Origin of the sequence: Pseudarthrobacter sp. NPDC058119, assembly GCF_042884655.1 — a bacterium.
In the GTDB taxonomy this organism is placed as follows: domain Bacteria; phylum Actinomycetota; class Actinomycetes; order Actinomycetales; family Micrococcaceae; genus Arthrobacter.
This window is the reverse complement of sequence record NZ_JBHVTN010000001.1, coordinates 956,359-977,936: the sequence shown is the minus strand read 5'-3', so window position 1 is coordinate 977,936 and position 21,578 is coordinate 956,359. Positions and strand designations below refer to the sequence as shown.

The 21,578-nt window shown below is 67.3% G+C and carries 14 protein-coding genes; 3 read left to right on the top strand and 11 right to left on the bottom strand.

Annotated elements, in window-relative coordinates; translation table 11 throughout:
* Positions 1-5 precede the first annotated feature (5 nt).
* The gene (locus ACFVTD_RS04645; RefSeq protein WP_387558693.1) at positions 6-1,457 is read left to right on the top strand and encodes an aldehyde dehydrogenase (NADP(+)); all 1,452 of its coding nucleotides are present in this window, start codon (positions 6-8) and stop codon (positions 1,455-1,457) included.
* Positions 1,458-1,513: 56 nt separating this feature from the next.
* On the opposite strand, the gene ACFVTD_RS04640 is transcribed toward ACFVTD_RS04645, so the two are convergent.
* The 3 genes from ACFVTD_RS04640 to ACFVTD_RS04630 are packed head-to-tail and all read right to left on the bottom strand — an operon-like array spanning position 1,514 to position 5,789.
* Positions 1,514-2,629, bottom strand: coding sequence for a M24 family metallopeptidase (locus tag ACFVTD_RS04640; RefSeq protein ID WP_387558690.1), 1,116 nt, complete (start codon positions 2,627-2,629; stop codon positions 1,514-1,516).
* Complete coding sequence (locus ACFVTD_RS04635) at positions 2,626-4,638, bottom strand: DUF6807 family protein (RefSeq protein WP_387558687.1); 2,013 nt, start codon at positions 4,636-4,638, stop codon at positions 2,626-2,628. The genes ACFVTD_RS04640 and ACFVTD_RS04635 overlap by 4 nt, the downstream gene beginning before the upstream one ends.
* On the bottom strand, positions 4,635-5,789 hold the full coding sequence (locus ACFVTD_RS04630; RefSeq protein WP_387558684.1) for an acetylxylan esterase: 1,155 nt from the start codon (positions 5,787-5,789) through the stop codon (positions 4,635-4,637). Before ACFVTD_RS04630 ends, ACFVTD_RS04635 begins: the two co-directional genes overlap by 4 nt.
* A 328-nt stretch (positions 5,790-6,117) precedes the next feature.
* Here ACFVTD_RS04630 and ACFVTD_RS04625 point away from each other — a divergent pair, with 328 nt between their 5' ends.
* Positions 6,118-7,491, top strand: coding sequence for an ABC transporter substrate-binding protein (locus tag ACFVTD_RS04625; protein WP_387558681.1), 1,374 nt, complete (start codon positions 6,118-6,120; stop codon positions 7,489-7,491).
* A gap of 116 nt (positions 7,492-7,607) precedes the next feature.
* Here the strand turns inward: ACFVTD_RS04625 and ACFVTD_RS04620 are convergent, their stop codons facing one another.
* From ACFVTD_RS04620 to ACFVTD_RS04585, 8 genes are all read right to left on the bottom strand, one after another.
* On the bottom strand, positions 7,608-9,221 hold the full coding sequence (locus ACFVTD_RS04620) for an HNH endonuclease (protein ID WP_387558677.1): 1,614 nt from the start codon (positions 9,219-9,221) through the stop codon (positions 7,608-7,610).
* A gap of 978 nt (positions 9,222-10,199) precedes the next feature.
* Positions 10,200-10,496, bottom strand: coding sequence for a DUF4190 domain-containing protein (locus tag ACFVTD_RS04615; RefSeq protein WP_387558674.1), 297 nt, complete (start codon positions 10,494-10,496; stop codon positions 10,200-10,202).
* A 168-nt stretch (positions 10,497-10,664) separates the two neighbouring features.
* Positions 10,665-12,674 carry a beta-galactosidase gene (locus ACFVTD_RS04610; RefSeq protein ID WP_387558671.1) on the bottom strand — a complete coding sequence of 670 codons (2,010 nt, stop codon included), beginning with the start codon at positions 12,672-12,674 and terminating at the stop codon, positions 10,665-10,667.
* A 33-nt stretch (positions 12,675-12,707) separates the two neighbouring features.
* Positions 12,708-15,935 (bottom strand): family 78 glycoside hydrolase catalytic domain, encoded by a 3,228-nt coding sequence (locus ACFVTD_RS04605; protein ID WP_387558668.1) that lies wholly within the window; start codon positions 15,933-15,935, stop codon positions 12,708-12,710.
* Positions 15,932-17,176, bottom strand: coding sequence for a Gfo/Idh/MocA family protein (locus ACFVTD_RS04600; RefSeq protein ID WP_387558665.1), 1,245 nt, complete (start codon positions 17,174-17,176; stop codon positions 15,932-15,934). The genes ACFVTD_RS04605 and ACFVTD_RS04600 overlap by 4 nt, the downstream gene beginning before the upstream one ends.
* 143 nt (positions 17,177-17,319) lie before the next feature.
* Positions 17,320-18,258: a carbohydrate ABC transporter permease gene (locus ACFVTD_RS04595; protein ID WP_387558663.1), complete on the bottom strand. Its 939-nt coding sequence runs from the start codon at positions 18,256-18,258 to the stop codon at positions 17,320-17,322.
* The gene (locus ACFVTD_RS04590; protein ID WP_387558660.1) at positions 18,248-19,189 is read right to left on the bottom strand and encodes a carbohydrate ABC transporter permease; all 942 of its coding nucleotides are present in this window, start codon (positions 19,187-19,189) and stop codon (positions 18,248-18,250) included. Before ACFVTD_RS04590 ends, ACFVTD_RS04595 begins: the two co-directional genes overlap by 11 nt.
* Positions 19,186-20,484, bottom strand: coding sequence for an ABC transporter substrate-binding protein (locus ACFVTD_RS04585; protein WP_387558657.1), 1,299 nt, complete (start codon positions 20,482-20,484; stop codon positions 19,186-19,188). Before ACFVTD_RS04585 ends, ACFVTD_RS04590 begins: the two co-directional genes overlap by 4 nt.
* 397 nt (positions 20,485-20,881) lie before the next feature.
* On the opposite strand from ACFVTD_RS04585, the gene ACFVTD_RS04580 reads away from it, so the two are divergent.
* Positions 20,882-21,547: a YesL family protein gene (locus ACFVTD_RS04580; protein ID WP_387558654.1), complete on the top strand. Its 666-nt coding sequence runs from the start codon at positions 20,882-20,884 to the stop codon at positions 21,545-21,547.
* The last annotated feature ends 31 nt before the right edge of the window (positions 21,548-21,578 follow it).

Below are 21,578 nucleotides of genomic sequence, written 5' to 3'. Positions count from 1 at the left end.
CTGACGTGACAACAGCAACGCTTTCCCTGTCCGACCTCACCACTGCCGCCACGGCTGCAGCCAGGATCTCCGCAGCCGCCTCTGATACTGAGCGTGCGGGATGGCTGGCAGCAGTGGCCGACGCGCTGGACGCCAACGCCGCCGAACTGGTGGAGATCGCCGACGCCGAGACCAACCTGGGCGTCGCACGCCTGACCGGGGAAGTGGCGCGCACCACCGGCCAGTTGCGGCTGTTCGCGGGCGTCATTACCGAGGGCTCCTACCTCGAGGCGATCATCGACCACGCGGACGCCTCAGCCACCCCGCCCAGGCCCGACCTGCGCCGCATCCTGCGGCCCATCGGCCCCGTCGCGGTGTTCTCAGCCTCGAACTTCCCCTTTGCCTTCTCCGTGGCCGGGGGCGACACCGCCTCGGCGCTCGCCGTCGGCTGTTCCGTGATCGTCAAGGCGCACTCGGGCCACCTCCGCCTTTCCGAACGGACCGCCGCCATTGTTGCGGAAGCGCTCCGCGCGGCGGGTGCACCGGAAGGCCTGTTCGCGCTGGTCAGCGGCCGCGACGTGGGCACGGCATTGGTGCAGGATCCCGCCGTCAAGGCCGTGGGCTTCACCGGGTCCATTCCCGGCGGCCGTGCCTTGTTCGACCTCGCCACTTCCCGTCCGGAGCCGATCCCGTTCTACGGGGAGTTGGGCAGCCTGAACCCCGTGGTGATCACGGCGGCCGCCCTGGGTGAGCGCTCCGCAGAACTGGCCGCCGGGCTGGCCGGGTCCTTCACCCTGGGCGCGGGCCAGTTCTGTACCAAGCCGGGCCTGGTGTTCATCCCCGCCGGCACCTCCTTCGCTGCCGAGGTGGCGGAAGCCAGCAAGGACAAGCCCGCCCATGCCATGCTGACCGGGAGGATCGCGGAAGCCTACCCGGACGGACTCCGCAGCTTTGCTTCCGTGGACGGGGTGGATGTGGTGGGCGGCACCGTGGACCAGGACGCGGCTGCCAACGGTGCGGCCCCGGTAGTGTTTTCCACCACCGCCGACAAGGTGCTGGACAACCCGGAACAGTTGCTCGAAGAGTGTTTCGGCCCCACCACCATCCTCATCGAGTACGCGGACCAGGACGAGCTGTCCGCGGTGCTGGCCACGGTTCCGGGAAGCCTCACGGCCACCCTCCATGCCCAGCCCGGCGAGGAGGTTGCCGCGCTGGTGGAGCAGCTGTCCGGGCTCGCAGGACGCGTCCTGTTCGACGGCTGGCCCACGGGTGTGGCCGTCAACTGGGCACAGCAGCACGGCGGCCCGTATCCGGCCACTACATCGCTGTTCACCTCGGTGGGCGCGACGGCGGTCCGCAGGTTCCAGCGCCCCGTGGCGTACCAGGACGCCCCGGAAACCGTGCTGCACCCGGCACTGCATGACGGCAACCCGCTGGGCATCCCGCGCCGCGTGGACGGTGAACTGCAGCTGCCCTAATCGGCACCAAAGAAATCCCCCGCAGCCATTCGGTTCCCGGGGTTTTCTTGGTTTTCCTAGAGTTGCAGCGTCACCGGCCGGTCCAGCCCGTTCACGGTGGCCACCGGCCAGCGCGGGTCCACGGTAAGGACCTGCAGCCCGTTCCCCGTGAGCTGCACCGTGTCCTCGATCTTGACGCCGGGGCCGGAAGGGTTCCAGGTGAAGGCCTGGTCCGGGACCACCGTGTCCGCAACGGCGGACGTCACCCGGGGATCCCGGCCTGCGTAGCCGGCGGGGCCGCCCTGGTGGTGCTGCTCCCACTGGTCCGCCCCGAAACCATGGCGGACATAGGCGGCCTGGATCTCGGCGAAGACCGTGTCCAGCCGTGCGCCGGGGACGGTGGCGTCGAAGATGTCCGCCTCCACTGCTGCGATGCGGGCCTCGGCGTCGCGCTCCTCCGGGGTTCCGGCGTCGAACCTTATCCAGCGGGTCACGTTGGCAATAAGGCCGTCGCGGCGTGCGCAGACCACCGCCATCGCACGCCTGCCGAGGGGGGAATGCGTTGCCAGCGGGTGGCGGAAGTTGCTGCGGGAACTGCCGTTGCACAGCAGCACCAGGGGCTCCGCGCCGGTGGCCACCACGCGCCCGGCAAGCGCTGAGGCGAGTTCGAATTCCGTGGTGTCCGGCCTGGCGGCGGACAGGACGTCCGTCATGATTTCTGCGGCCTTTGAGCTGAGCGCGGCGTAGCGGGCGCTCTCCGCGGGGAGGAGCCGCTGGCGGGCGGCGCGGAGTTGAACGGCAGCGTCCGCCTCCCGTAGCGGTGGGGCGGTGGAGCTGCCGACGCCGGCCGCCGCCTGGTGCAGGTCCCCGTACCAGGGGACGGTGTGCAGGCTAACGCCGGCCGGAAGCTCTTCGGCAGCAATCCGGGAAGCTTCGTTGTTGAACGTCACCAGGTGGTCGCCATCCCGGTCCACCAGGAGGGCGGCGATGGGATCCCCGGCCAGGCTGATGTGCACGCGGCTGCCGTCCAGGTACCAGGTGAGGGCCGTGTTCGTGGTCAGGAGCAAGGAGTCGCGGCCTGCGGCATCCAGGATATCCAGCACGCGCCGGCGCTTGATGGCGCGGTCGGCCGGCGCTCCGGGAGCCACGCGCGGCTCCTGCCGGGGAGCGGCCGTGGTTGTTGTCTCGGTCATGAAGGGTTCCCCTGCTGGTGGATCAATGTCTCGATGTCGGGTGTGGCCAGGATGCCGTCGGCCACGAAAACGGTGATGCCGCGCCGCACCGGGCTGCCCGGCCGGGCGACGACGGGGCTGTCCCACGCCAGTGACTGCCCCACGCCGGGATAGCCGTCCACGCGCACGAACCACGGGTCCGCTGCATCGTCGGGGGCGACGAACACCAAGGTGGCCGGGCCGCCGTCGAACATTCCCGCCCAGGCAAGCCAACGCGTGACGCTGCCATGCGTTGCCGACTCGCCGCTTCCCTCCGGCGTCCAGACCGTGACCCCCTCGCAGGCCGGCAGGCGCCAGAAGAACCCGCCATATCCGCCCTCGAACCGGCCGTTGGAGCCGGGGCTGCCAAGGCTGACGGGCTTGTTTCCGGCGGGGGAGAGGGCGAAGTCCAGGGACAGGCGCCAGATGGCGGCCTCGACGCTGGACCACGCCCAAGTGCGTTCCTCGTGGAGGATGGGGGCGCCGTCCGGGCCGTTCCAGCTGAGGGTTTCTTGGAGGGTGCCCCCGTGCCCGCCGGCGGCATCGGTCTGCTGGACGGCCGTGGCGCTGATGCTGCCGTGGTCCGGGCGCCAGATGTATTGCCCGGCTTCACGGGTGTAGGTGCGGCCGCCCCAGAAGTTCACGCCGTCCACATCCTGCAGGGCCACCCCGGCGCCCAGGTGCCACACATGGTCCAGTGGCTGGTGGTCCGTGACCACCGTGCCGCCCAGGGTGCGGACCGGGTGCAGGTAGGGACGCGGGGAGGAGACTGCCCGGATGTGGCTGCCGTCCTGGTACCCGGCTACGGGGCTGCCGTCCACGCTCAGCGTGTGGACCGGCGGAAGGTGCCGGGCCCAGGGGACGCCGAGTTCGGCGAAGGTGGCCTGTGCCCTAACTGCCCGCTGGATCAGGTCCGCGATGCCGCGCACCACCGGGTGGGCGCCGTCTCCTTCGCCTTCCCAGGACAGGTGTTCCGTGCCAATAGGGGCCGGTGCGGGGGAGGTCCGGATGGCCTCCAGCACAGTGGTGAACGCACCGGTGTCCTCCAACCCACACAACAGCGGCACGCCGGTGGCGCGGGCGGCGAGGAGGTTCTCCAGCAGGTCGGTCCGGCCGTAGGAGTCCCGGCGTTCGCCGTCCAGGGACGTGATGACCACCTCGTCTTTTGTGTAGGAGAGGGTGATGTCGCCGAGCGTTCCGTGCACGGTGACGGTGGGGTCGAGCTGTTCGGGCGCGCACAGCGTCAGGGCGCACAACAGCGTGGTTCCCTGCCCGGTGCGGACCCGGATGATGGAGGTGTCATCGCTTTCGGTGCTGTTGGCCCGGTACAGGTCAGTGTCCACGGAGGCGACGTCGGCAGCAGTGCGCGCGCCGGCCAGATGCAGCCCGGTGGCAACTGCGTGGGCCAGCGCATTGGTTGCCACGCCATCCACCACATCCGTGCCGTCCAGGCTGCGTTTCCCGGCCCAGCGCGACCGCTTGAAATAGGCCTTGGTCCGCAGCCACTGGCCGCTGGCGCTGATGCCCAGGACGGTGCCGATGTTCCCTGCGTCCACCATCTCCCTGATGGCCGGCAAGGCGTGGGAGCCGAGGCTCTGGAAGCCCACCTGGACCAGGCGGCCGCTGTCTTTCGCGGTGGCAACAACCTGCTCGAACTGGGCCAGCGACGCCACCGGCGGCTTTTCGACGTAGACGTCCATTCCGGCTTCCAGCGCCGCGGCCGCCAGCGGGGCATGCGTCTGGATGGGGGTGGCAATGATGACGACGTCGGCCCCCGGCTGGGCGGCCAGCAGCGCGGCGAGATCGGGGAACACGGCGACCGGCCCGGCGAGGGTGCCGGGGTGCGGCGGGTTGGGGTCGGCCACAGCCACCAGTTCCAGGGCGCCGGCCTCTTCAAGCCGGGCAAGGTTGGCAAGATGGCGCTCGCCGAAGCCGTGGACGCCCACCAGGGCCACCCGCGGGATGGCGGAGACGGAATGCTGTGTGGTCATCGGGGTCCTTGGGGAGTGTTCTGAAGGGGCGGCGGGGGCAAGGCTTGCGCCAGGAATTCGAGGGCTTCGTCCTGCATGGCAGCAGTGAAGACGTGGCCCCCGGGCCAGAAGCTGCCGGTGTACCTGCCGGTGCCGGCATGTATTGATTCCAGGAGTTGGTGCGCCTGGCGCATGCCGTCCTCCGGGAAGAGTTCATCTCCCAGGGCGTATTGCACCAGGAACCGGGCGGCGGCCGACCTGCCGGTAAGCTCCGGCCAGTCGCCCAGTTTCCACAGGCCGGGAGTCTGAAGCAGCCACGAGTGTGCGTCCAGGTAGGCGGGGAGGAGGGACTCGAAGGTGGTCATCATGCACGCCACCACGGAGGCCCGTATACGGGGGCTCAGGGCCGCCAGGGTGAGCGAGCGGCCTCCTCCGCCGGAGAATCCGATGCATCCCAGCCGGTCCTGGTCCACGCCGGGCTGGGCTGCCAGCAGCTCCAGCGCGGCGAGGTCGTCATGGGCCACCATGCCTGCCAGGCTGGTGCCCAGCAGTCCTGCCGTTTTGGCAACCGTGTCCTCATGGAAACCCGCCGCCGCGTTGTATTCGTCGGCAGCGGAAGGAACGACGCCGTCCTCCCTCCATTGCGCCCGCTGCGCCGTGACTGCCGCTGCGGTACGCCATGGAGCAGTGGTGAGGTCGAAGCGGCGGCTGCCCCACGCGAAGGTGTTGTGGGCAAGGACAACGAAGCCCTTTCGGGCGATGCCAGTGGCCAGGGCGCGGCCATCGTAGTGGCCGGCGCGGGCGGATGCGGCTGACGGATGGTTGTCGGGGAGTTCCACCAGCCGGTCCGCGCCGCCGAACTTGTTGCCGCCGTGGCAGTGCAGTGCCAGGACGGCCGGCAGGGGAACGGGATGCCCGGCGGGCCGCACCAGCCAGCCCGTGGTGCGTGGCCCAAAGCCCAACTGCCAGCTGAGCTGGGAGGTGGTGGCGCCGTCGTGCGTTTGCTCCCAATGCACCGTCACTTCCGGCGGTGCCAGCGAACCCGGTACGCCCAGGGCGTCCGAAAATTCCTGCGCCGCCGCGGTCGACGCCCGGTGCCGGGGGTTGCTCCGCACGTAGGCAGGCCAGTCCTCGTAGCCGGCGATGGCACTGGGCCGTGGTGTCGGGCTCATTGTGGCCGGCTCCTTTCTCGGGTTACGTACTGGATGGGCCTGGGCCTCGGCGTCGTTTCACGGTAGGCATGATGCCGAGAAAACGGTTTCTGCCAACTTAACAAAGGGTGGCGGGCGCGTCAACAGGGTGACTTTCGGCTCCGCGCAGTGCCGCAGGGCGCATGCGCTGCACGCGCCTGGCGAGCAGGGTGCGGACGCCGCCAATCTCCCGGGCAAAACGTCTTGTTCTACAAGTTGGAAGCTTGTAACATCACTTTCGGAAAGCGCTTTCACATTTCTTCCCCTTCACCACCCATCCCCAATAGATCAACGATGATCGGAGTACACAGTGCCACGTTTAACCCGCCCTGCGCCGCCTGCACATCAGCCCCCGGGGGCACCCGCACCTGGCGCGCCCCGCCGCCCCGGAAAGGGCCGAGTCCGGTGGGCCGCCGCGGTTGCTGCTGCGACGGCTGCCGTCCTTGCACTCAGCGCCTGTGGCGGGGGAGCCGCACCGAAAAGCGCGGACGGCAAGGTGGAGCTCCGCTTCACTTGGTGGGGCGGTGACAAACGCGCGCAGCTCACGCAGGCGGCCATCGCAGCGTTCGAGGCCGAGAATCCCAACATCAAGGTAAAGCCGGAGTTCGGTGACTGGAGCGGCTACTGGGACAAGCTCGCCACCCAGACGGCGGCCAACGATGCTCCCGACGTCATCCAGATGGACGAAAAGTACATCACCGAATACTCAAGCCGAGGCGCGCTCCTCGACCTCTCCAAGTACGACATCGACACCTCAAAGCTTGACCAGGCAGCGCTGAATGCCGGCAAGAGCGACAAGGGATTGACCGGTATTGCCGCCGGTATCAATGCCGCGACCATCCTGGCCAACCCCGCGGTCTTCCAGGCAGCCGGCGTACCACTGCCGGATGACTCGACGTGGACCTGGGAGGATTTTGGGCGTATCGCCGCCGATATTACTGCCAAGTCCCCGAAGGGTACGTACGGTTCGGCCGCGTACGGAACCGACGAGGCGTCCCTGGGAGTGTGGCTCCGACAGAACGGCAAGTCCCTCTACACCTCAGACGGCAAGCTGGGCTTCGAACCGGGTGACATCGCCGGCTGGTGGGCGTTCCTGAAACAGTTGAGCCAAAACAAGGCCGTCCCGCCTGCCGCCGAAGTGGTGGAGGCTGATGCTGCGCCGCTGGACCAGAGCGGCCTGGCAACCGGAAAGAACGCGATGGCCTTCTGGTGGTCCAACCAGGCGCCCGCGCTGGAAAAGGCATCCGGCGGCGACCTGAAGATCCTGCGCTTCCCCTCCAAAGCCGGCGCTGCCGATAAGGCCCAGCTTTGGTACAAGGCCTCGCAGTTCTGGTCTGCCTCCTCACGCACCAAACACCCGCAGGAGGCGGCAAAGTTCATCAACTTCCTCACCAACAATGTGAAGGCCGGCGAGGCACTCCTGGCGGACCGCGGCGTGTATCCCAATTCGGATGTCCGTGCAGCCATCGCCCCCAAGCTGACCCCGGCCGATACCAAGGTGGTCAAGTTCATTGATGAGATCAAGGATGAACTGGGCGAGGCTCCGGCGCCGCCGCCGAAGGGTGCCGGTGCCATCCAGGAGATCATCAAGCGGTACACCTCGGAGGTCCTCTTTGAGCGCTTGTCCCCGGATGAGGCCGGCAAGAAGGCAACAGACGAAATGAAGACAGCCATCCGCAGCTAGCAACTGGAAGCATGTGCCAACCGGCTCTGCCCCGTGGGGACCAACGGTCCCCACGGGGCAGAGCTGTTTAAGTGCGGAGCTGTTCGAGGCAAGTGCACCTGACGGACGCTGGTTCCCTATGGGGCGGTGCTCTCCCTGGCGCGTGACCGCTGCCGAGCATCCGCCGGTCCGTGGGTACGGGGTGCTGATTCCCTTCCCAGTACCTGGCCGGCATGGCCCATCAACCGCTGCCCAGGTTCCAGTCCGTACTCACCCCGATGCGGCGGGCATTCCTTGAGGCCCCTCTGCGGCACGTTGGTGGACGGCACGTCGGCGGTTGGACGTGCAGCGCCGGGGAGTGGTGGGGCGGTGGAGTTGTAGGTGTGGCCGGTGGGGGTGGTGGTTGCTACCGTATGCCGCGGGCCGGGGGTGGTTACGGCGGTCCAGCCGGAGGTTTCTTTGGTGTGGTTGCAGGCTTCGCAGAGGCCTTGGCCGTTGCCGGCGCTGGTGGGTCCGCCGGTGTGCCAGGGGGTGATGTGGTCGTGGTGCCTGATGGGGGCGTCGCAGTATGGGGTCCGGCAGGTGTCGTCCCGGACCTGCAGGAACCGTTTCAGCCCTGCCGGGAAGAGCCGGGCTGTGGAGTCCATCGCCACGAGTTCGCTGCTGCCCGGGGTGGTGTAGAGCCGCCGGACCCAGAGCTGTAGTTCGTCCACACCCGCCTGCCCGGTCGCACCCGCCTGTCCGGTCGCACCCGCCTGTCCGGTCGCACCCGCCTGTCCGGTCGCACCCGCCTGTCCGGTCGCACCCGCCTGTCCGGTCGCCGGTGCCTTGGCCGTGGCGGATCCGCCGGTGAGGGCGATCTCCCTGGCCCAGGCTGCCGGGATGATGCCGTAGCCGGGGAGCCGTGCTGGTTCGGCGTCGGCGTGGAGGAGGGTGCGGTCGGTCATGACGAGCTGGATCTGAACCCCGCTGATACCGCCGGGGGAGCCGGTGAGGCGTTCGACGAGGGTGTCGGCCATGACCTGCCCGCGGGACCGGTCATCCCCGGCAGCACAGGCCGTGCCGGCTTCTTTCGTGAGCGCAGCGTAGGCGGCCACGCCCTGGGCGACCGGGAGCAGCGCGGTCAGGTAGGTCATGGTGTCCGGTGCCGGACGCAGGCTCACACACCGCTCGCTCACAGCACGGGCGGCGCGTTTCGCCACGGAGGCCGGGTCCCGCCGGTACGCCGCGGCACGGACGGCGGCGATGATCGCCTTATCTCCCGCACCATCCAAAGCGCCGGTATCGGCGGCGAGTTCCTCATCCACCCCGGCCCGGTCCCCGGGCGTGAGGCAGATGGTTTCCTTCACGATCAAGGTGGCCCGCCACTCATTCAGCAACCCGGCACGGAACGCGGCGAACGTGTGCGGCATCCCGGTCAACGCCTTGGCCAGGCCCAGCAGCCGGGAACCCCGGGCCGGGGACTCCCGCCTTGCCAGGGCGATCTGCGCCGCGGCCCCGGCGCCCTGCCCGGCGCCAGGGACCCCGGCGTCGGCCTGTTCCCGCCGCTGGGACAACTCAAAAGCGACCGTGGCACCAGCCTGCCGGGCACCGGCCAGGCACTTCAGATCCTCCAGCGCCCGGATCTGGTCAATCAACCCCGCACCATCAGCAGCCAACGGAACACGGGCCAACAGGTTCAGCACATCAGCCATGGAAGGCATCAAAGGCTCCGCCTCCAGTACTGTTGCCACCCCCAAAACCGCTTCCATAACCAAAGTCTTCCAGCACCCTCTGACAATTCCGACGGCCCTTACGTCCTATGTGGACAAGGCCCGCAGAGGATTCCCTACCGGACGCCGCACTGCTGCGTATCAGAACACTTGCCCCGTCTTCAGTTAAAGACGACCGATACGGGCTTGAACCTGAAAGGTCCCCCGCAGCCGATCCCGAATGGATGTTCTCCGGTAGATTCCGTTGCTACTGGTAGGTCGCCGGCTGTTCGGCCACCGAGCGCAGCTGTGGCTTCAACATGGATCGAGGTGACGCTGACGGGCTCGTTGAGGTATGGCGTGGATTGCGGTACCAGCCATTTCCGCTCATCATTTTGCGCGACAGCCTGAGGCGAGCACCCCTGCCCAAAACATGCCGCAACGGATTCCGGTGGAGTTGAGAAGAGCAGCTCCACGGGACCTGTGTAGGCGTAGCCGATGGCTGGGCACGCCCGGAGATCCCGAGACATGCCTGCCATTACAGTGATAACCGTCAGCACTGCGACAATGATGCCGCCTCCAATGAGAAGTGCCCGCCTACGCCTCATGAAGTGAGACTAGTCCTCTATGTCCCGAGGATCCTCTACCGGGCGCTTTTCACGACCGATGGGTGCTCGCAAGTGAAACGAACGCCGGTCTCGTCGGCCATTTGAAAGTCGGTCATAGCGATGGCAGAACGACCTGCGTCTTTCCGAACTCAACCGTGACCTTCTTGGAGGCTTCTACACCTTCGGGAGTCTTGATCACGTATGTTCTTGGCGCCATATCGGCTGTGCAGTTTGGCCCCTCTCGAGTTGCCAGGCTGAATTTAAGGTGTTGGGGGCGGAACCTTAATTGATCGCCTCCCTGGGAAGTCCACCTCCCGTTTCCGGTGATCGCCCCGTGCCCCCGCCACGCACGCAAACCTGCGACGGTGCGTCCCACACGGACGGCATGCAACAATCTCGGTCCGGGCGAGGATCCTTACCGTGGATGCGATTATTGCGACAGCTGTTGGACGACAGTCGGTATGAACCACAAAGTGCTGATCAATGCCACCGTGGCAATGCCGTACCCAACGACGAGGGCGGCGATCGCCAGCCCCCTGCCTCGCTGGGGTGTGAGTTGGATTTGGTTCAGGGCAACGTGCCCGGCGCCCACGGCAAAAACAGCAAGAACTGCGACCCCAAGAACCCATAGCCCCGCCGCTGCTATAACCGCCAAGACAATCGCTGCGATGGCCAGTTTGTTTAGTCCATTGGTTGCTGTGCTGGTCGCGTCTGCATGTGTGCTCATCTGGTCCCCCAACCTAGTTGTGAGAGCGAGTCTAGCTCTGATCCATCGTGCCGTAAGCCCGTCCGCTATCGGTCCGTGGCCGGGCTGCGAGTACCGGCCAACCCGCCCCGGCCACGACGGCGGCACCCAAAGGTGGGCGCCGCCGTCGGATGTTCCAGAACGTTGCATCTAGCCTTCGGCGACCACCGCAACACCGCCGGCCTCAACCGTGCCGCCAAAGGGCGCACCCGTCAGCAGGTCGGTGCCGGTGGCGGAAACCGAGGCGGCCGAGCGTGTGTGGTTGATCGCGAACAGGAAGCCCTGCCCGTCCCCGGAGATACGGCGGACGACCTCCACTCCAGGATCGGCGTCGGCAACAGGGGCAACCCCGGATTCGGCGAGCAGCTTGTCCAGGAGCGCATCGATCCCGTCCCGGTCGGGGAACGTGGCCAGGTACCAGGCCACCCCGGAACCCACGGCCCGGCGGGTAAGGGAAGGCACGCCGTCCAGCGGATACCCGGTCAAGGTCTGCATCGCCTCAGCCCCGGCCAGATGCACGTGCTCGCTCCACACCGAGGAGACAGTCCCGTCACTGAGTTTCAGTTGGAACCCGGCCAGCAACGGGTGGAACTCCTCCACGCGCACGCCCAACAGCTCGCGGAACGCACCCGGGTAGCCGCCCAGCCGCACATGGTCCTGCATATCCACAATCCCGCTGAAGTAGCTCACCAGCACCGTGGCCCCGGCAGCGGCGGCCGCAGCAATGTTGGCGGCGGAGTCATCGGACACTGCGTACAGCGTGCACACCAGCACCAGGTCATACCCCGCCAGCGACGCGGACGGGTGCACCAAGTCCACGGAAATTCCGCGGAGGAACAGGGCGCGGTGGAACCCCCGCAACAGGTCCAAATACTTCACGTCGATACTGGGCTTCGAATCGAACTCGCTGGCCCACCAAGCCTCATAGTCAAAAACAATGGCGGCCCGGGACTGGACCCGCGAACCGCGCACGGGTTCCAGGCGTTTCAGTGCGGCGCCCAGCTCTACCACCTCGCGCCACACCCGCGTGTCCCGGCCGCCGTGCGGCACCATCGCGGAATGGAACTTCTCGGACCCCGCAAAGCTCTGGCGCCACTGGAAGAACATCACGGCGTCCGCCCCGCGCGCCACGTGCGCCAGGGAATTCCGCAGCATCTCGCCGGGCAACTTGGGCTGGTTGCGCGGCTGCCAGTTCACGGCCGACGTCGAATGTTCCATCAGGATCCACGGGTCACCGCCCGCAATGCCGCGGGTAAGGTCCGCGCTGAACGCGAGCTCAACCTGCCGTTCGGGGTCGGCAGCCACCAGGTAGTGGTCGTTGGCGATGACATCCAGATCCTGGGCCCACGCGAAGTAGTCCATGGACTTGGTGGCGCTGGAGGCCATCAGGTTGGTGGTGCAGGGGATGTCCGGCGTCACTTCGCGCAGCACCGCAACGAGCTGCCGGTAGTAGTCCATCAGGGCCCAGGAGTTGAACCGTTGGAAGTCCAGTTGCTGGCCCGGGTTGAGGGTGGACGGGGCGACGGACGGCGGCAGGATTTCGTCAAAGGAACCGTAGTTCTGGGACCAGAACGCCGTGCCCCAGGAGGCGTTGAGGGCATCGACGTCCCCGTACCGGCGCTCCAGCCAGCCGCGGAAAGCGGCGGCGTCCTCGTCCCCGTAGAACTCGGAGACGTGGCAGCCGAGCTCGTTGTCCACGTGCCACAGGGCCAGAGCCGGGTGGTCCTTGTAGCGTTCGGCGATCACGCGGGTAATCCCGGTGGCGTAGCGGCGGTACACGGCCGACGACGGCGTGTAGTGCCGCCGCGAGCCCTGCCCCAGCACGGTCCCGTCAGCCGTGACCGGCAGGATTTCCGGATGCTTGCGGACCAGCCAGGCCGGGGGAGCGGCGGTGGCGGTGGCCAGCGCCACCTTCACCCCGATGCCCGCGAGGTTGTCCATGACCTCGTCCAGCCAGCCAAAGTCGTACTGCCCCTCGGCCGGTTCCAGCAGGGCCCAGGAAAAAATGCCCACGCTGAGGAAATTCACCCCGGCCTCCCGCATCAGCTCCAGGTCCTCCGCCCGCACGCTGCGGGGCCACTGTTCCGGGTTGTAGTCGCCGCCGAAGGCGAGGCCCTGCACCTTGTTCCAGACAGGGGACGGACCGCTGGTTTCCTGCATTCTTGGGGCTCCTCTTCTGTTCATGTGCCTGTTTCATTCCGGTGCGAAGGTCCACGTTCCAGTGTGGACCCGGAAATCCATGGTGGCCGCGGCCGGGCCGGCCGCACCTTCCGGAAGCGACGCAGCGGCCGCCCCATCCGGCGTCGGGCCCGTGACCCGGTACTGGCCCGCCGGCAACCGGACCGTAGCCAGCACTCCCGGCGGAACGCTGAACTCCACCGCCACGAGGGGACCGCGCCGGCGCCAGCCGACGTTCGCCCAGCCGCTGCCGGCGGGCACGCGGCCGCGGGCGTGGTCCAGGCGGCAGAGTGGTGGCTCAATCAGGAGTTCGCCGGGCAGTACGTTCCGGACGCCCAGCAGGTGTTCGAGGACCTCCTTGAGTACCGACGCGGACCAGGCATGGGACTGGCTGTAGTCGGTTCCGTCCACCAGGTCCCAGGCCTCCCAGGTGAACGTGGCGCCGCGGTCCAGCAGGCGGGCCCAGCCGGGTTGGCCGCTGTTGGTGAGCAGGTCCAGGGCGGCGTCGGTCATGCCCTGGGCCAGCAAGGCGCGGACCAGCCGGTGTACGGTCATCGGCCCCTGCCGCATCCCCATGGCGGCGATCCGGACGGCATCCCCTTGGGCATGGGCCGTATCGGTGATGCCAAGGGACAGCGGAAAGGAGGTGGCGTGCTGGGAGGCGTGGGAACTGGGCGTTCCATCTCCGTGGAGGCCGTCGACCATTATCCCGCCCACCCGCAGGCGTGACCGGATGGCCCCGGCCAGGGTCCGCGCCGCCGCTGCATAGCGGGTTGCCGCGTCCCGGTCACCAGCGGCGCCGCAGAGCCGTGCCGTTGACATCAGTGCCGAGTACGCCTGGGCATTGACAGTGGTTTTGGCCGCACATTCCATGTCGTACCCGAACCGGCCAGGCGCGGGCCAGTCGACGATGCCGTGCAGGTAAGGGCCGGACCCGCCGCCCAGCCTGGTGACCAGTCCCGCCGTCGGGCCTTCCGCGGGAATGTACCGCAGCGCGTAGTCCGCCGTATCGCAAAGGTGCGGCAGCAGTTCGCGGATGAGTGCGAGGTCCCCGCTGCGGCGGTGGTACTCCTCGGCCCACTCGGGGACCATCAGGGAGAAATCGGGAATGTCGCGCTTGCCGTCCCCGTTGGGGTAGACGGCGTTGTACCGCCCTTTGTCCTCCCCCTCGGTCCAATAACGGCGGGCAGACCAGCTGAACTCGCGCAATGCCTGCGCCGTGTAGGCGTGTTCACCGAACAGGGCCATGGTGGCGTAGGAAATGTTCGCGGCGTCAGCCAGGAACTGGCCCTTTTCCCGGGTCGGGGTGTCCACGAACTGCTCCTGCACCCCGTACAGCGCCGAATCCCGCAGCAGCCGGAAGACGGCGTCCAGGGTGGGATCCGAGCTGGCGAAGCTGCCGTCGCCGGGGTGGCGTCCGCGGACCACCACCGCACCGACCCTGGACACCTCGGCAGCACCAACGCCCGGAAGCTCCAGATAGCGGAAGCCCAGGTGCACGGTGGCGCGGAACTGCTGCGGCCCTGCCGCCTGGGTGTAGGGGAAGGACATGTCAGTGTTTTGGCTGGCCGTCTTTCCGGCGTCCACCCGCCCGTCCGGCCGGAGGACGTAGCCGGCCCGCAGCATCACGGTGCGGCCGGGGACCCCGTCCACGAAGTCGATCGCCGGGCGCCCGGGCAGGACCTGGCCGAAGTCCGCAACCAGCGTGCCGTCGCCGGCCGTCAGGAATTCGCGCGGGGCCACGAACTCTTCAGCCAGGGACGTGCGGCGCGGGTGGAGTCGGGGAAAGTCCGACGACGGGTGGCGGCCGCACAAGGTGGCGGCGCCAAGGTCTTCGGCAGGGTTGAGGGACCCAGCGGCCTCACCGTCCAGGTGTTCCACCGGATCGCCCTCGTCGTTCCGGTAGCCCGCCTGCCGGTACGGCGCCTCGCCTGCCGACCAGCCTGGACCCGAGCCGAACACCTCGCGGCGCCCGTCCGTGTACTGCACGCTGAGCCGGGCCAGGAGCCCCGGAAGCCCCGCGGCCCTGCCTTGGCCGGGACCGTACCAGTGCAGCAGGGCTGTCACCGGAACCGGCGCCCCCTGCGGCTGTGCGGCCAGCACGCCCGTGACGTCCGCAGCATCGTAGTAGCCTTCCCCTGGGTAGCCGAAGGACGTCACGCTTAGGCTGTGGACCCCGGCGATGGACACTTGGGCGTGGTGGTTGGCGGCCAGGTACAGGCGCGCACGCCGGACCTCGCCGGTGAGCTCAATGTTGGCGCGGAACAGTGTCCATTCGTCCGGTTGGCGGAAGGCCGTGGTCCGGGTCCAGGCGGCCAGGCTGGCGCTCCCGGCGTCCGCGCCGCCGTCGAATTTTTGGTCCATCAGCGGTGAGCCTCCGGCGGCAACCCGGAGGGACGCGTACTCAGCCTGGCTGCGGGGACCCTGGTGGAGGGCCAGCCGCCCCTCGAGTCCGGACGGTTCCTGCACCGCCATCAGCTCGGCGCCATTCACGGAAACCGTGAGGCGGTTGCCGTCGTCCGACAATGCCAGGTCCAGCCAGCCATCTGGCCCTGGCCCCGGCTGAACCCCCGTATCCGCACTTGCCAGCACAGTGGTGGGCGGCGCGGCCGCGGCGGGAATCTCCCATGCGGGGGCGCGCCGCAGCATCACGGTGCCGGACTGGTCCAGTTCGAGGAGCAGCCCGGTTCCTGGTCCGCTACTCCGGAGGATCACGCCCGCCCGGCCCATCACGGGCCGCAGCCGGGCTTCCAGCCGGAAGCTGCGCACGGGCGGGCAGGGGAGGGGAAGGAACGGCGATCCCGCCACGCGGAGCGCGCCGTCCAGAACCTGGAGGGGTGCCCGGCCGCCGGGGGCGCGGCGTATCCATTCCGCCTGCCAGGAGACGTCATCGAGGCCCGTGCTGAACTCCCTGGCAGCCGACCATTCGCCGGCGGCTCCGGTGGCGTCCCGGAGGCGGACGCGCCAGGCATAATCCGCATCGGATTCCAGCCTGGGGCCGGTGTAGGGGATGTGCCGGTGCGTGCTCTCCGCAACCCAGCCGGAGCTCCAGGCCTGGGCCCCGCAGCCGTCCTCCAGCATTAGCTCATAGCCGCTCTGCCGGGCCCGTGCGGGGTCGTGGTCCCCGGCCTGGGCCAGATCCCAGCCAAAGGTCGGGGACCCGGAGGCCGTCAGGCACTCTTCGAGCCCGTCCGTCAGGAGGCGGACGGCCAGGAGTTGCCCGGACCTTGATTCACCGTTCATGGTGCTGCGGGAACCGTGAACGCCACAGGAGCCGAGTGCGCCCAGGGAAGGCCGAGTTCACTGAAAGTGGCGTGCAGCCGGCCGGCCTGTTCAAGGGCCGCCTCGATACCCCGGACCACTGCATGGGCGGAGTCGCCTTCGCCTTCCCACCGGACGTGTTCCGCGGCGATCGGTGCGGGCAGGGGTGCGGTGCGGATGGCCTCCAGGACCAGCATGAAGGCGCCGCTGTCCAGCAGCGGACTGATCAACGGCGTGCCATTGCTGCGGTGGGCCAGGAGGTTTTCCGTGAGGTCGTCCCGGCCGAAGGTCTCCTCCGTGGTGCCGGATTCCGTTGAGACGGTGAGGCGGTCTTCGGTGTAGTGGAACACGGCGGTTCCTGCCGATCCGTGGAGTGTGACGCAGGGTTCAACGGACTCGGCGGCGCAGAGCGTCAGGGCGCAAGTGATGGGCAGGCCCGTGGTGGTGCGGATCCTGATGACGGAGGTGTCGTCGGATTCGATGCTGTTGGCGCGGTAGAGCTCGGTTTCCACGGAGGCGAGATCTGAGGTGGTGCGTGCCCCGGCGATCCGGAGGGCTGTTGCGACGGCGTGTGCCAGCGGGTTGGTTGCCACGCCGTCCACTACGTCCACGCCGTCGATGGTGCGTTTCCCGGCCCAGCGTGACCGCTGGTAATAGGCCTTGTCCCGCACCCAGCGCCCGGTGGCGGAGATGCCCTGGAGCGTGCCGATGGTGCCGGCTGCGAGGAGGTCCCCGACCGCTGCCAGGGCGTGCGAACCAAGGCTTTGGAAACCGATTTGCACGCTGCGTCCCGACGCCGTTGCCGCCTCTGCCAGCCGGGTGAAGTCGGCCAGGGATGCCACGGGTGGCTTCTCCAGGTAGAGGTCCGCGTGCGTGGCCAGCGCTGCCAGGCCCAGGGGTGCATGGGTCTGGATGGGAGTGGCCACAATGATGGCGTCCAGGTCCGCGGTATGGGCCAGGAGCTCGGGCAATCCCGGAAAGACCATGGACGACGCCGGCAGGGACCCCGGTGCCGGCGGGTTGGGATCTGCTGCGGCAACGAGTTCGACGGCGCCTGCCGTGGCGAGCCGGTCAAGGTTCAGCAGGTGCTGGGCACCGAAGCCGTGCACCCCAACCAGCGCCACGCGCGCCGGCGCATGTCCCTGGTGCGGCCGGCTGGTACGGCGCTCCGCAGGTTCCCGGTCAAGTGTTGTCGGAAGTGCCGCGCCGGCAGGCGTTGCCATGGTTCTCCATTCGGCCCCGCAGGGCAATCAGGTCTGGGGCGCCGCCGGCTGCGGCTGGCGCGGATGCAAAGGGTGGCCCGCCGGGACGGGCAGTGGGCAGGCAAAAGCCGGGGTGCGTGGTGGGACACGCACCCCGGCCTTTGCTATTTGATGCCGGTGGTGGCGATGCCTTTGACCAGGAATTTCTGGCCGACGAGGAAGGCAATGAAGACGGGCAGGAGGGAAACGATGGACATGGCGAACATGGATCCCCAGTCGGTGCTGGATTGGGCGTCGACGAAGCTGCGGAGCGCGACGGGGACGGTGAACACGTCGGGGGAGGTGAGGTAGATGAGCTGGCTGAAGAAATCGGACCAGGTCCAGATGAACGTGAAGATGGTGGTGGTGGCCAGGGCGGGGGTCATCAGGGGAAGGATGACCTGCAGGAAGATGCGGGGGTGGCCGGCGCCGTCGATCCTTGCCGCCTCATCCAGTTCGCGGGGGATGCCGCGGATGAACTGGACCATGAGGAAGGTGAAGAACGCGTCCGTGGCGAGGAACTTCGGGACGATGAGGGGCGCGAAGGTGTTCACCCAGCCGATCTGGGAGAACAGGATGTACTGCGGGACGATCACCACGTGGATGGGGAGCATGATCATGACGAGCATGGCTCCGAACATCCACTTCTTGCCCCGGAAGTCCAGCCGGGCGAAGGCGTATGCGGCCATGGAGCAGGAGACGAGGTTGCCGATCACGGCGCCCAGGACCACGAGGGCCGAGTTCAGCAGGTAGGTCCCGAACGGTGAGGTCAGGGCGTTCCAGCCGGTGGCGTAGTTCTCGGTATGGAGTTCGGTGAGCCAAAGGCCCGGTGCCCGGAAGACGTCCTCGCTGGGGCGGAACGAGGACACGACCATCCACAGCAGCGGGTAGATCATGATGATTGCCGTGGCGATCAGGACCACGTGTTTCAGGACGCTCTTGGCCCGGTGCTTGGGGCGGGGCGGGCTGCCGGCCGGAGCGTTGGGTTCCTGGCGTCCGTTTGCAGGGGCCGGGGTGGACAGGAGGGCGTCGGTGGTGACGCGCGGGGCTGATTCAGTCGTCATAGAACACCCAGAATTTCGATGCGTAGAAGTTGACGGCGGTGAAGGCGCCGACGATGACCAGCAGGACCCACGCCATCGCTGAGGCGTAGCCCATGTCGAACTGGCCGAAGCCGCGCTGGTAGAGGTACAGGGTGAAGAACATGGTCGAGTCGGACGGGCCGCCGGTGCCGCCGGAGACGATGAACGCCTGCGTGAAGGACTGGAAGGCGCCGATGATTTGCAGCACGAGGTTGAAGAAGATGATAGGGCTGAGCAGGGGCAGGGTGATCTTGAGGAAGCGGGTGGTCCGTCCCGCACCGTCCACGGCCGCGGCTTCGTAGTACATGGGGGGAATCTGGCGCAGTCCCGCGAGGAAGATGATCATGGGCGAGCCGAAGGTCCAGACGTGCAGCAGGATGATGCTACCGAGGGCGGTGCTGGGGTCCGAAATCCAGCCCGGACCGGTGATGCCGACCATGGCCAGGAGCTGGTTGACCAGGCCTGAGGTTCCGAACATCTGCTTCCAGAGGATCGCAACCGCCACCGAGGAGCCCAGCAGGGAAGGCAGGTAGAACACCGAGCGGTAGAACGGCAGGCCCTTGATGCCTTTGTCCAGGGCCATGGCGACGGCCAGGGCAAGGCCGAGCTGCAGCGGGACGCCGACTATAACGTATGTCAGCGTGACCCGCAGGGAGTTCCAGAACCGGTCGTCCTGCATCATGCGGGTGAAATTGTCGGCGCCGATGAAGTTCGGGTCCTGGATCAGGTTGTAGTCCGTGAAGGAAAGGTACAGGGAGATCAGCATCGGCCCGATGGTGATGGCGACAAGGCCCACGATCCAGGGGGCGAGGAACACCATGGCGGCGCGGTTGTCCTTGAAGGTCCGCTTGACGCTGGACCGTCCGCCTCGGGATTTCTTGCCGAAGCTGCCCAGTTCGGTGAGGACGCTCATTTCTTGGCGCTCTTGATCATGTTGTCCGCTTCGGACTTGAATGCAGCGGCTGCATCCTGGGCGCTGGCGCGCCCGAACAGGACGTCGGTGGTGTGGCGGCCGAGGGCGTCGGCGGCCTTGCTCGACCCGGTGGGCGGAACAGCGGGCGGTTCGCCGAGTTCCGGCTTGATCGCCGTGAGGAAGTCGAGGGCGGTCTTGTCGGTGGGGGTCAGCAACGGCTTGATGGAGTCCTGGATCTTCGGGGACGTCGAGAAACCGCGCTCTGTGGTGACGATCTTCGCAGCGTCGGGGCTGTTGACCAGGTAGTCGATGAACGTCGCGGCCTCGGCCGCATGCTTGGAGCGTGACGACGCGGACCAGTACATCGAGGGCTTGTAGTAGAGCCCGTCATCCTTGGGGTTGCCGTCCTGGCTCGGGACGCGCAGCAGCTTGATGTCGCTGCCCGTGGCCTTCGCAATGGCGCCCAGCTGATTGGTCCACCAGAAAGACATGCCGGTCTTGTTGGTCGCGGCGAGGGTCTGCTCGACGGGGGCGCCGATGTCCTCCTGTGCCACGCTCGCCGGCGGTGCCGCATTGGCGTCCATCAGCTTCTTCTGGAATGCCATGTAGGACGCCACGCCGTCGACGGTGAAACCTGTCTGTCCGTCCTGCGTGTAGAGCTGCTCTCCCCGCTGGCGCAGCCAGATGTTGAGGCTTTGGTCCGTCAAGCCATACGAGGCTCCATAGGTGCCGGTGGCTGCCGCGAGGGCCTGGGCCGTCTTCAGGTAGTCGTCCCACGTCCATTTAGTATCGTCAGGGATCGCGACGCCGGCCTTCTTGAAGAGGTTGACGTTAGCGAAGACGGCGAGGGCGTTTTGTCCCGTGCTTATGCCGTTCAGCTTGCCGTTGTACTGGCCCGCCTTGAGGGTGTTCTGGTCGAAGGCGGACAGGTCCAGCTGGTTCTGCTTGGAGAGGTCAAGGAGCGCGCCCCGCCCGCCGTACTCGGCGATGTAGGCAAGATCCATCTGGATCACGTCCGGTGCATCGTTTGCGGCCGTCTGGGTAGCCAGCTTGTCCCAGTACCCCGACCACACCCCGGGCTCTCCCTGGATCTTGATGTTCGGGTGAGCCTGCTGGAAGGCATCGATCACCTGCTGGGTCTGGTTATTGCGCACATCGTTGCCCCACCAGGAGACACGCAGGGTTACGGAACCATCCGCGTTCTTTGCTCCGCCGGTACCGCAGGCGGAAAGCGCCCCCACAGCGGCAGTTCCGGCAAATAGTGCCAGGGCCGATCGTCGGGTAAACGTTGTCATTGTCTCTCCTTTGAGGTCATGAGTTGCCGTACAGCGCATCCGCTGCCGAATCGAGGGATGCATGTGTTCTACGCCACGTTCTTCTCCTTACAAGGAAAGCGCATTCCAAAGAAGTTGGCAAGGGCTTTCCCAATCCTCTTGATGGGTCGCGTGGTTCGGCCCCGCGACTGCGGGGCTTTCTAGTCCACCGGGGCGTGGCCGGCATTGGCCGGGAAGCGCTTTCCCCTTTCTGGCACAAGGAGGTGCGGAGTGGGCAACCGCGTTATGTAACGATTCAAAATTTTCCTTGACCAGCTGTCATGCTGGGTCTAGATTTTCGAGAAACCGATTACTGGGGTGAGGCTGACCGGCAATAGTCCGCCCCCTGAAACCATGAAGGACAGAGGGGAGCCGTGCCATGCTGTCTGGAACCTTCAGTGCGCGTGCCTATGCATTTTTCGACACGCTCCTATGGATAGCAGGCCTGAACCTGCTGTGGATCGCCTTCACGCTGGTGGGCGCGGGCGTCCTCGGTGCCGGCCCCGCCACTGCCGCCGCGCACATTGTGGTCCGCAGGAGGATCGCCGGGGATGGTGCCCCGCTGCTGCGCGGGTTCACCTCCGCCTACTTCCGGAACTTCGCCAGGGCCAACCTCCTGTCGATTCCGGTCACCGCCGCCACCGTGGCGCTCGTCCTGAACTGGAACTACTTCGCGGGAGGCGGTGGCTTCGCCCAGTACATGGCGGCGGCAGTCCTTGTCGCGGCAATCTTCATGGCGGGCACGGTCTGCTACCTGTTCCCCATGTATGCCCGCTACGAGCTGGCGCTGCCGCAGTACCTGCTGATGTCATCCCGCTTCGCCGTGCGGCACCTGGCGGGAACGGTCATCCTGCTCTTTGTTTCCGCGGCGGTGGTTTATGCCAGCAGCTGCCTCCCGGGGCTGGTTCCGTTCTTCAGCATCGGAGCCTGGCTCTACCTCACCGGCTGGTTGTGTGACCGCTTCTTCGCGGCCAATGACCGGTCGGTGGCGATCGCTGCAGGACCGGCCCCCGGCAGCCCCCTCCACGGGGCGTCCACCGCCTGACGATCCCCGCGGATTGTGGAGGCATCCCCTC

Excerpts from the sequence above, each read along its gene's own strand:
- ACFVTD_RS04640 (WP_387558690.1), bottom strand. The coding sequence starts at position 2,629 with ATGACCGAGACAACAACCACGGCCGCTCCCCGGCAGGAGCCGCGCGTG.
- ACFVTD_RS04635 (WP_387558687.1), bottom strand. The coding sequence starts at position 4,638 with ATGACCACACAGCATTCCGTCTCCGCCATCCCGCGGGTGGCCCTGGTG.
- ACFVTD_RS04630 (WP_387558684.1), bottom strand. The coding sequence starts at position 5,789 with ATGAGCCCGACACCACGGCCCAGTGCCATCGCCGGCTACGAGGACTGG.
- ACFVTD_RS04620 (WP_387558677.1), bottom strand. The coding sequence starts at position 9,221 with ATGGAAGCGGTTTTGGGGGTGGCAACAGTACTGGAGGCGGAGCCTTTG.
- ACFVTD_RS04615 (WP_387558674.1), bottom strand. The coding sequence starts at position 10,496 with ATGAGCACACATGCAGACGCGACCAGCACAGCAACCAATGGACTAAAC.
- ACFVTD_RS04610 (WP_387558671.1), bottom strand. The coding sequence starts at position 12,674 with ATGCAGGAAACCAGCGGTCCGTCCCCTGTCTGGAACAAGGTGCAGGGC.
- ACFVTD_RS04605 (WP_387558668.1), bottom strand. The coding sequence starts at position 15,935 with ATGAACGGTGAATCAAGGTCCGGGCAACTCCTGGCCGTCCGCCTCCTG.
- ACFVTD_RS04600 (WP_387558665.1), bottom strand. The coding sequence starts at position 17,176 with ATGGCAACGCCTGCCGGCGCGGCACTTCCGACAACACTTGACCGGGAA.
- ACFVTD_RS04595 (WP_387558663.1), bottom strand. The coding sequence starts at position 18,258 with ATGACGACTGAATCAGCCCCGCGCGTCACCACCGACGCCCTCCTGTCC.
- ACFVTD_RS04590 (WP_387558660.1), bottom strand. The coding sequence starts at position 19,189 with ATGAGCGTCCTCACCGAACTGGGCAGCTTCGGCAAGAAATCCCGAGGC.
- ACFVTD_RS04585 (WP_387558657.1), bottom strand. The coding sequence starts at position 20,484 with ATGACAACGTTTACCCGACGATCGGCCCTGGCACTATTTGCCGGAACT.
- ACFVTD_RS04580 (WP_387558654.1), top strand. The coding sequence starts at position 20,882 with ATGCTGTCTGGAACCTTCAGTGCGCGTGCCTATGCATTTTTCGACACG.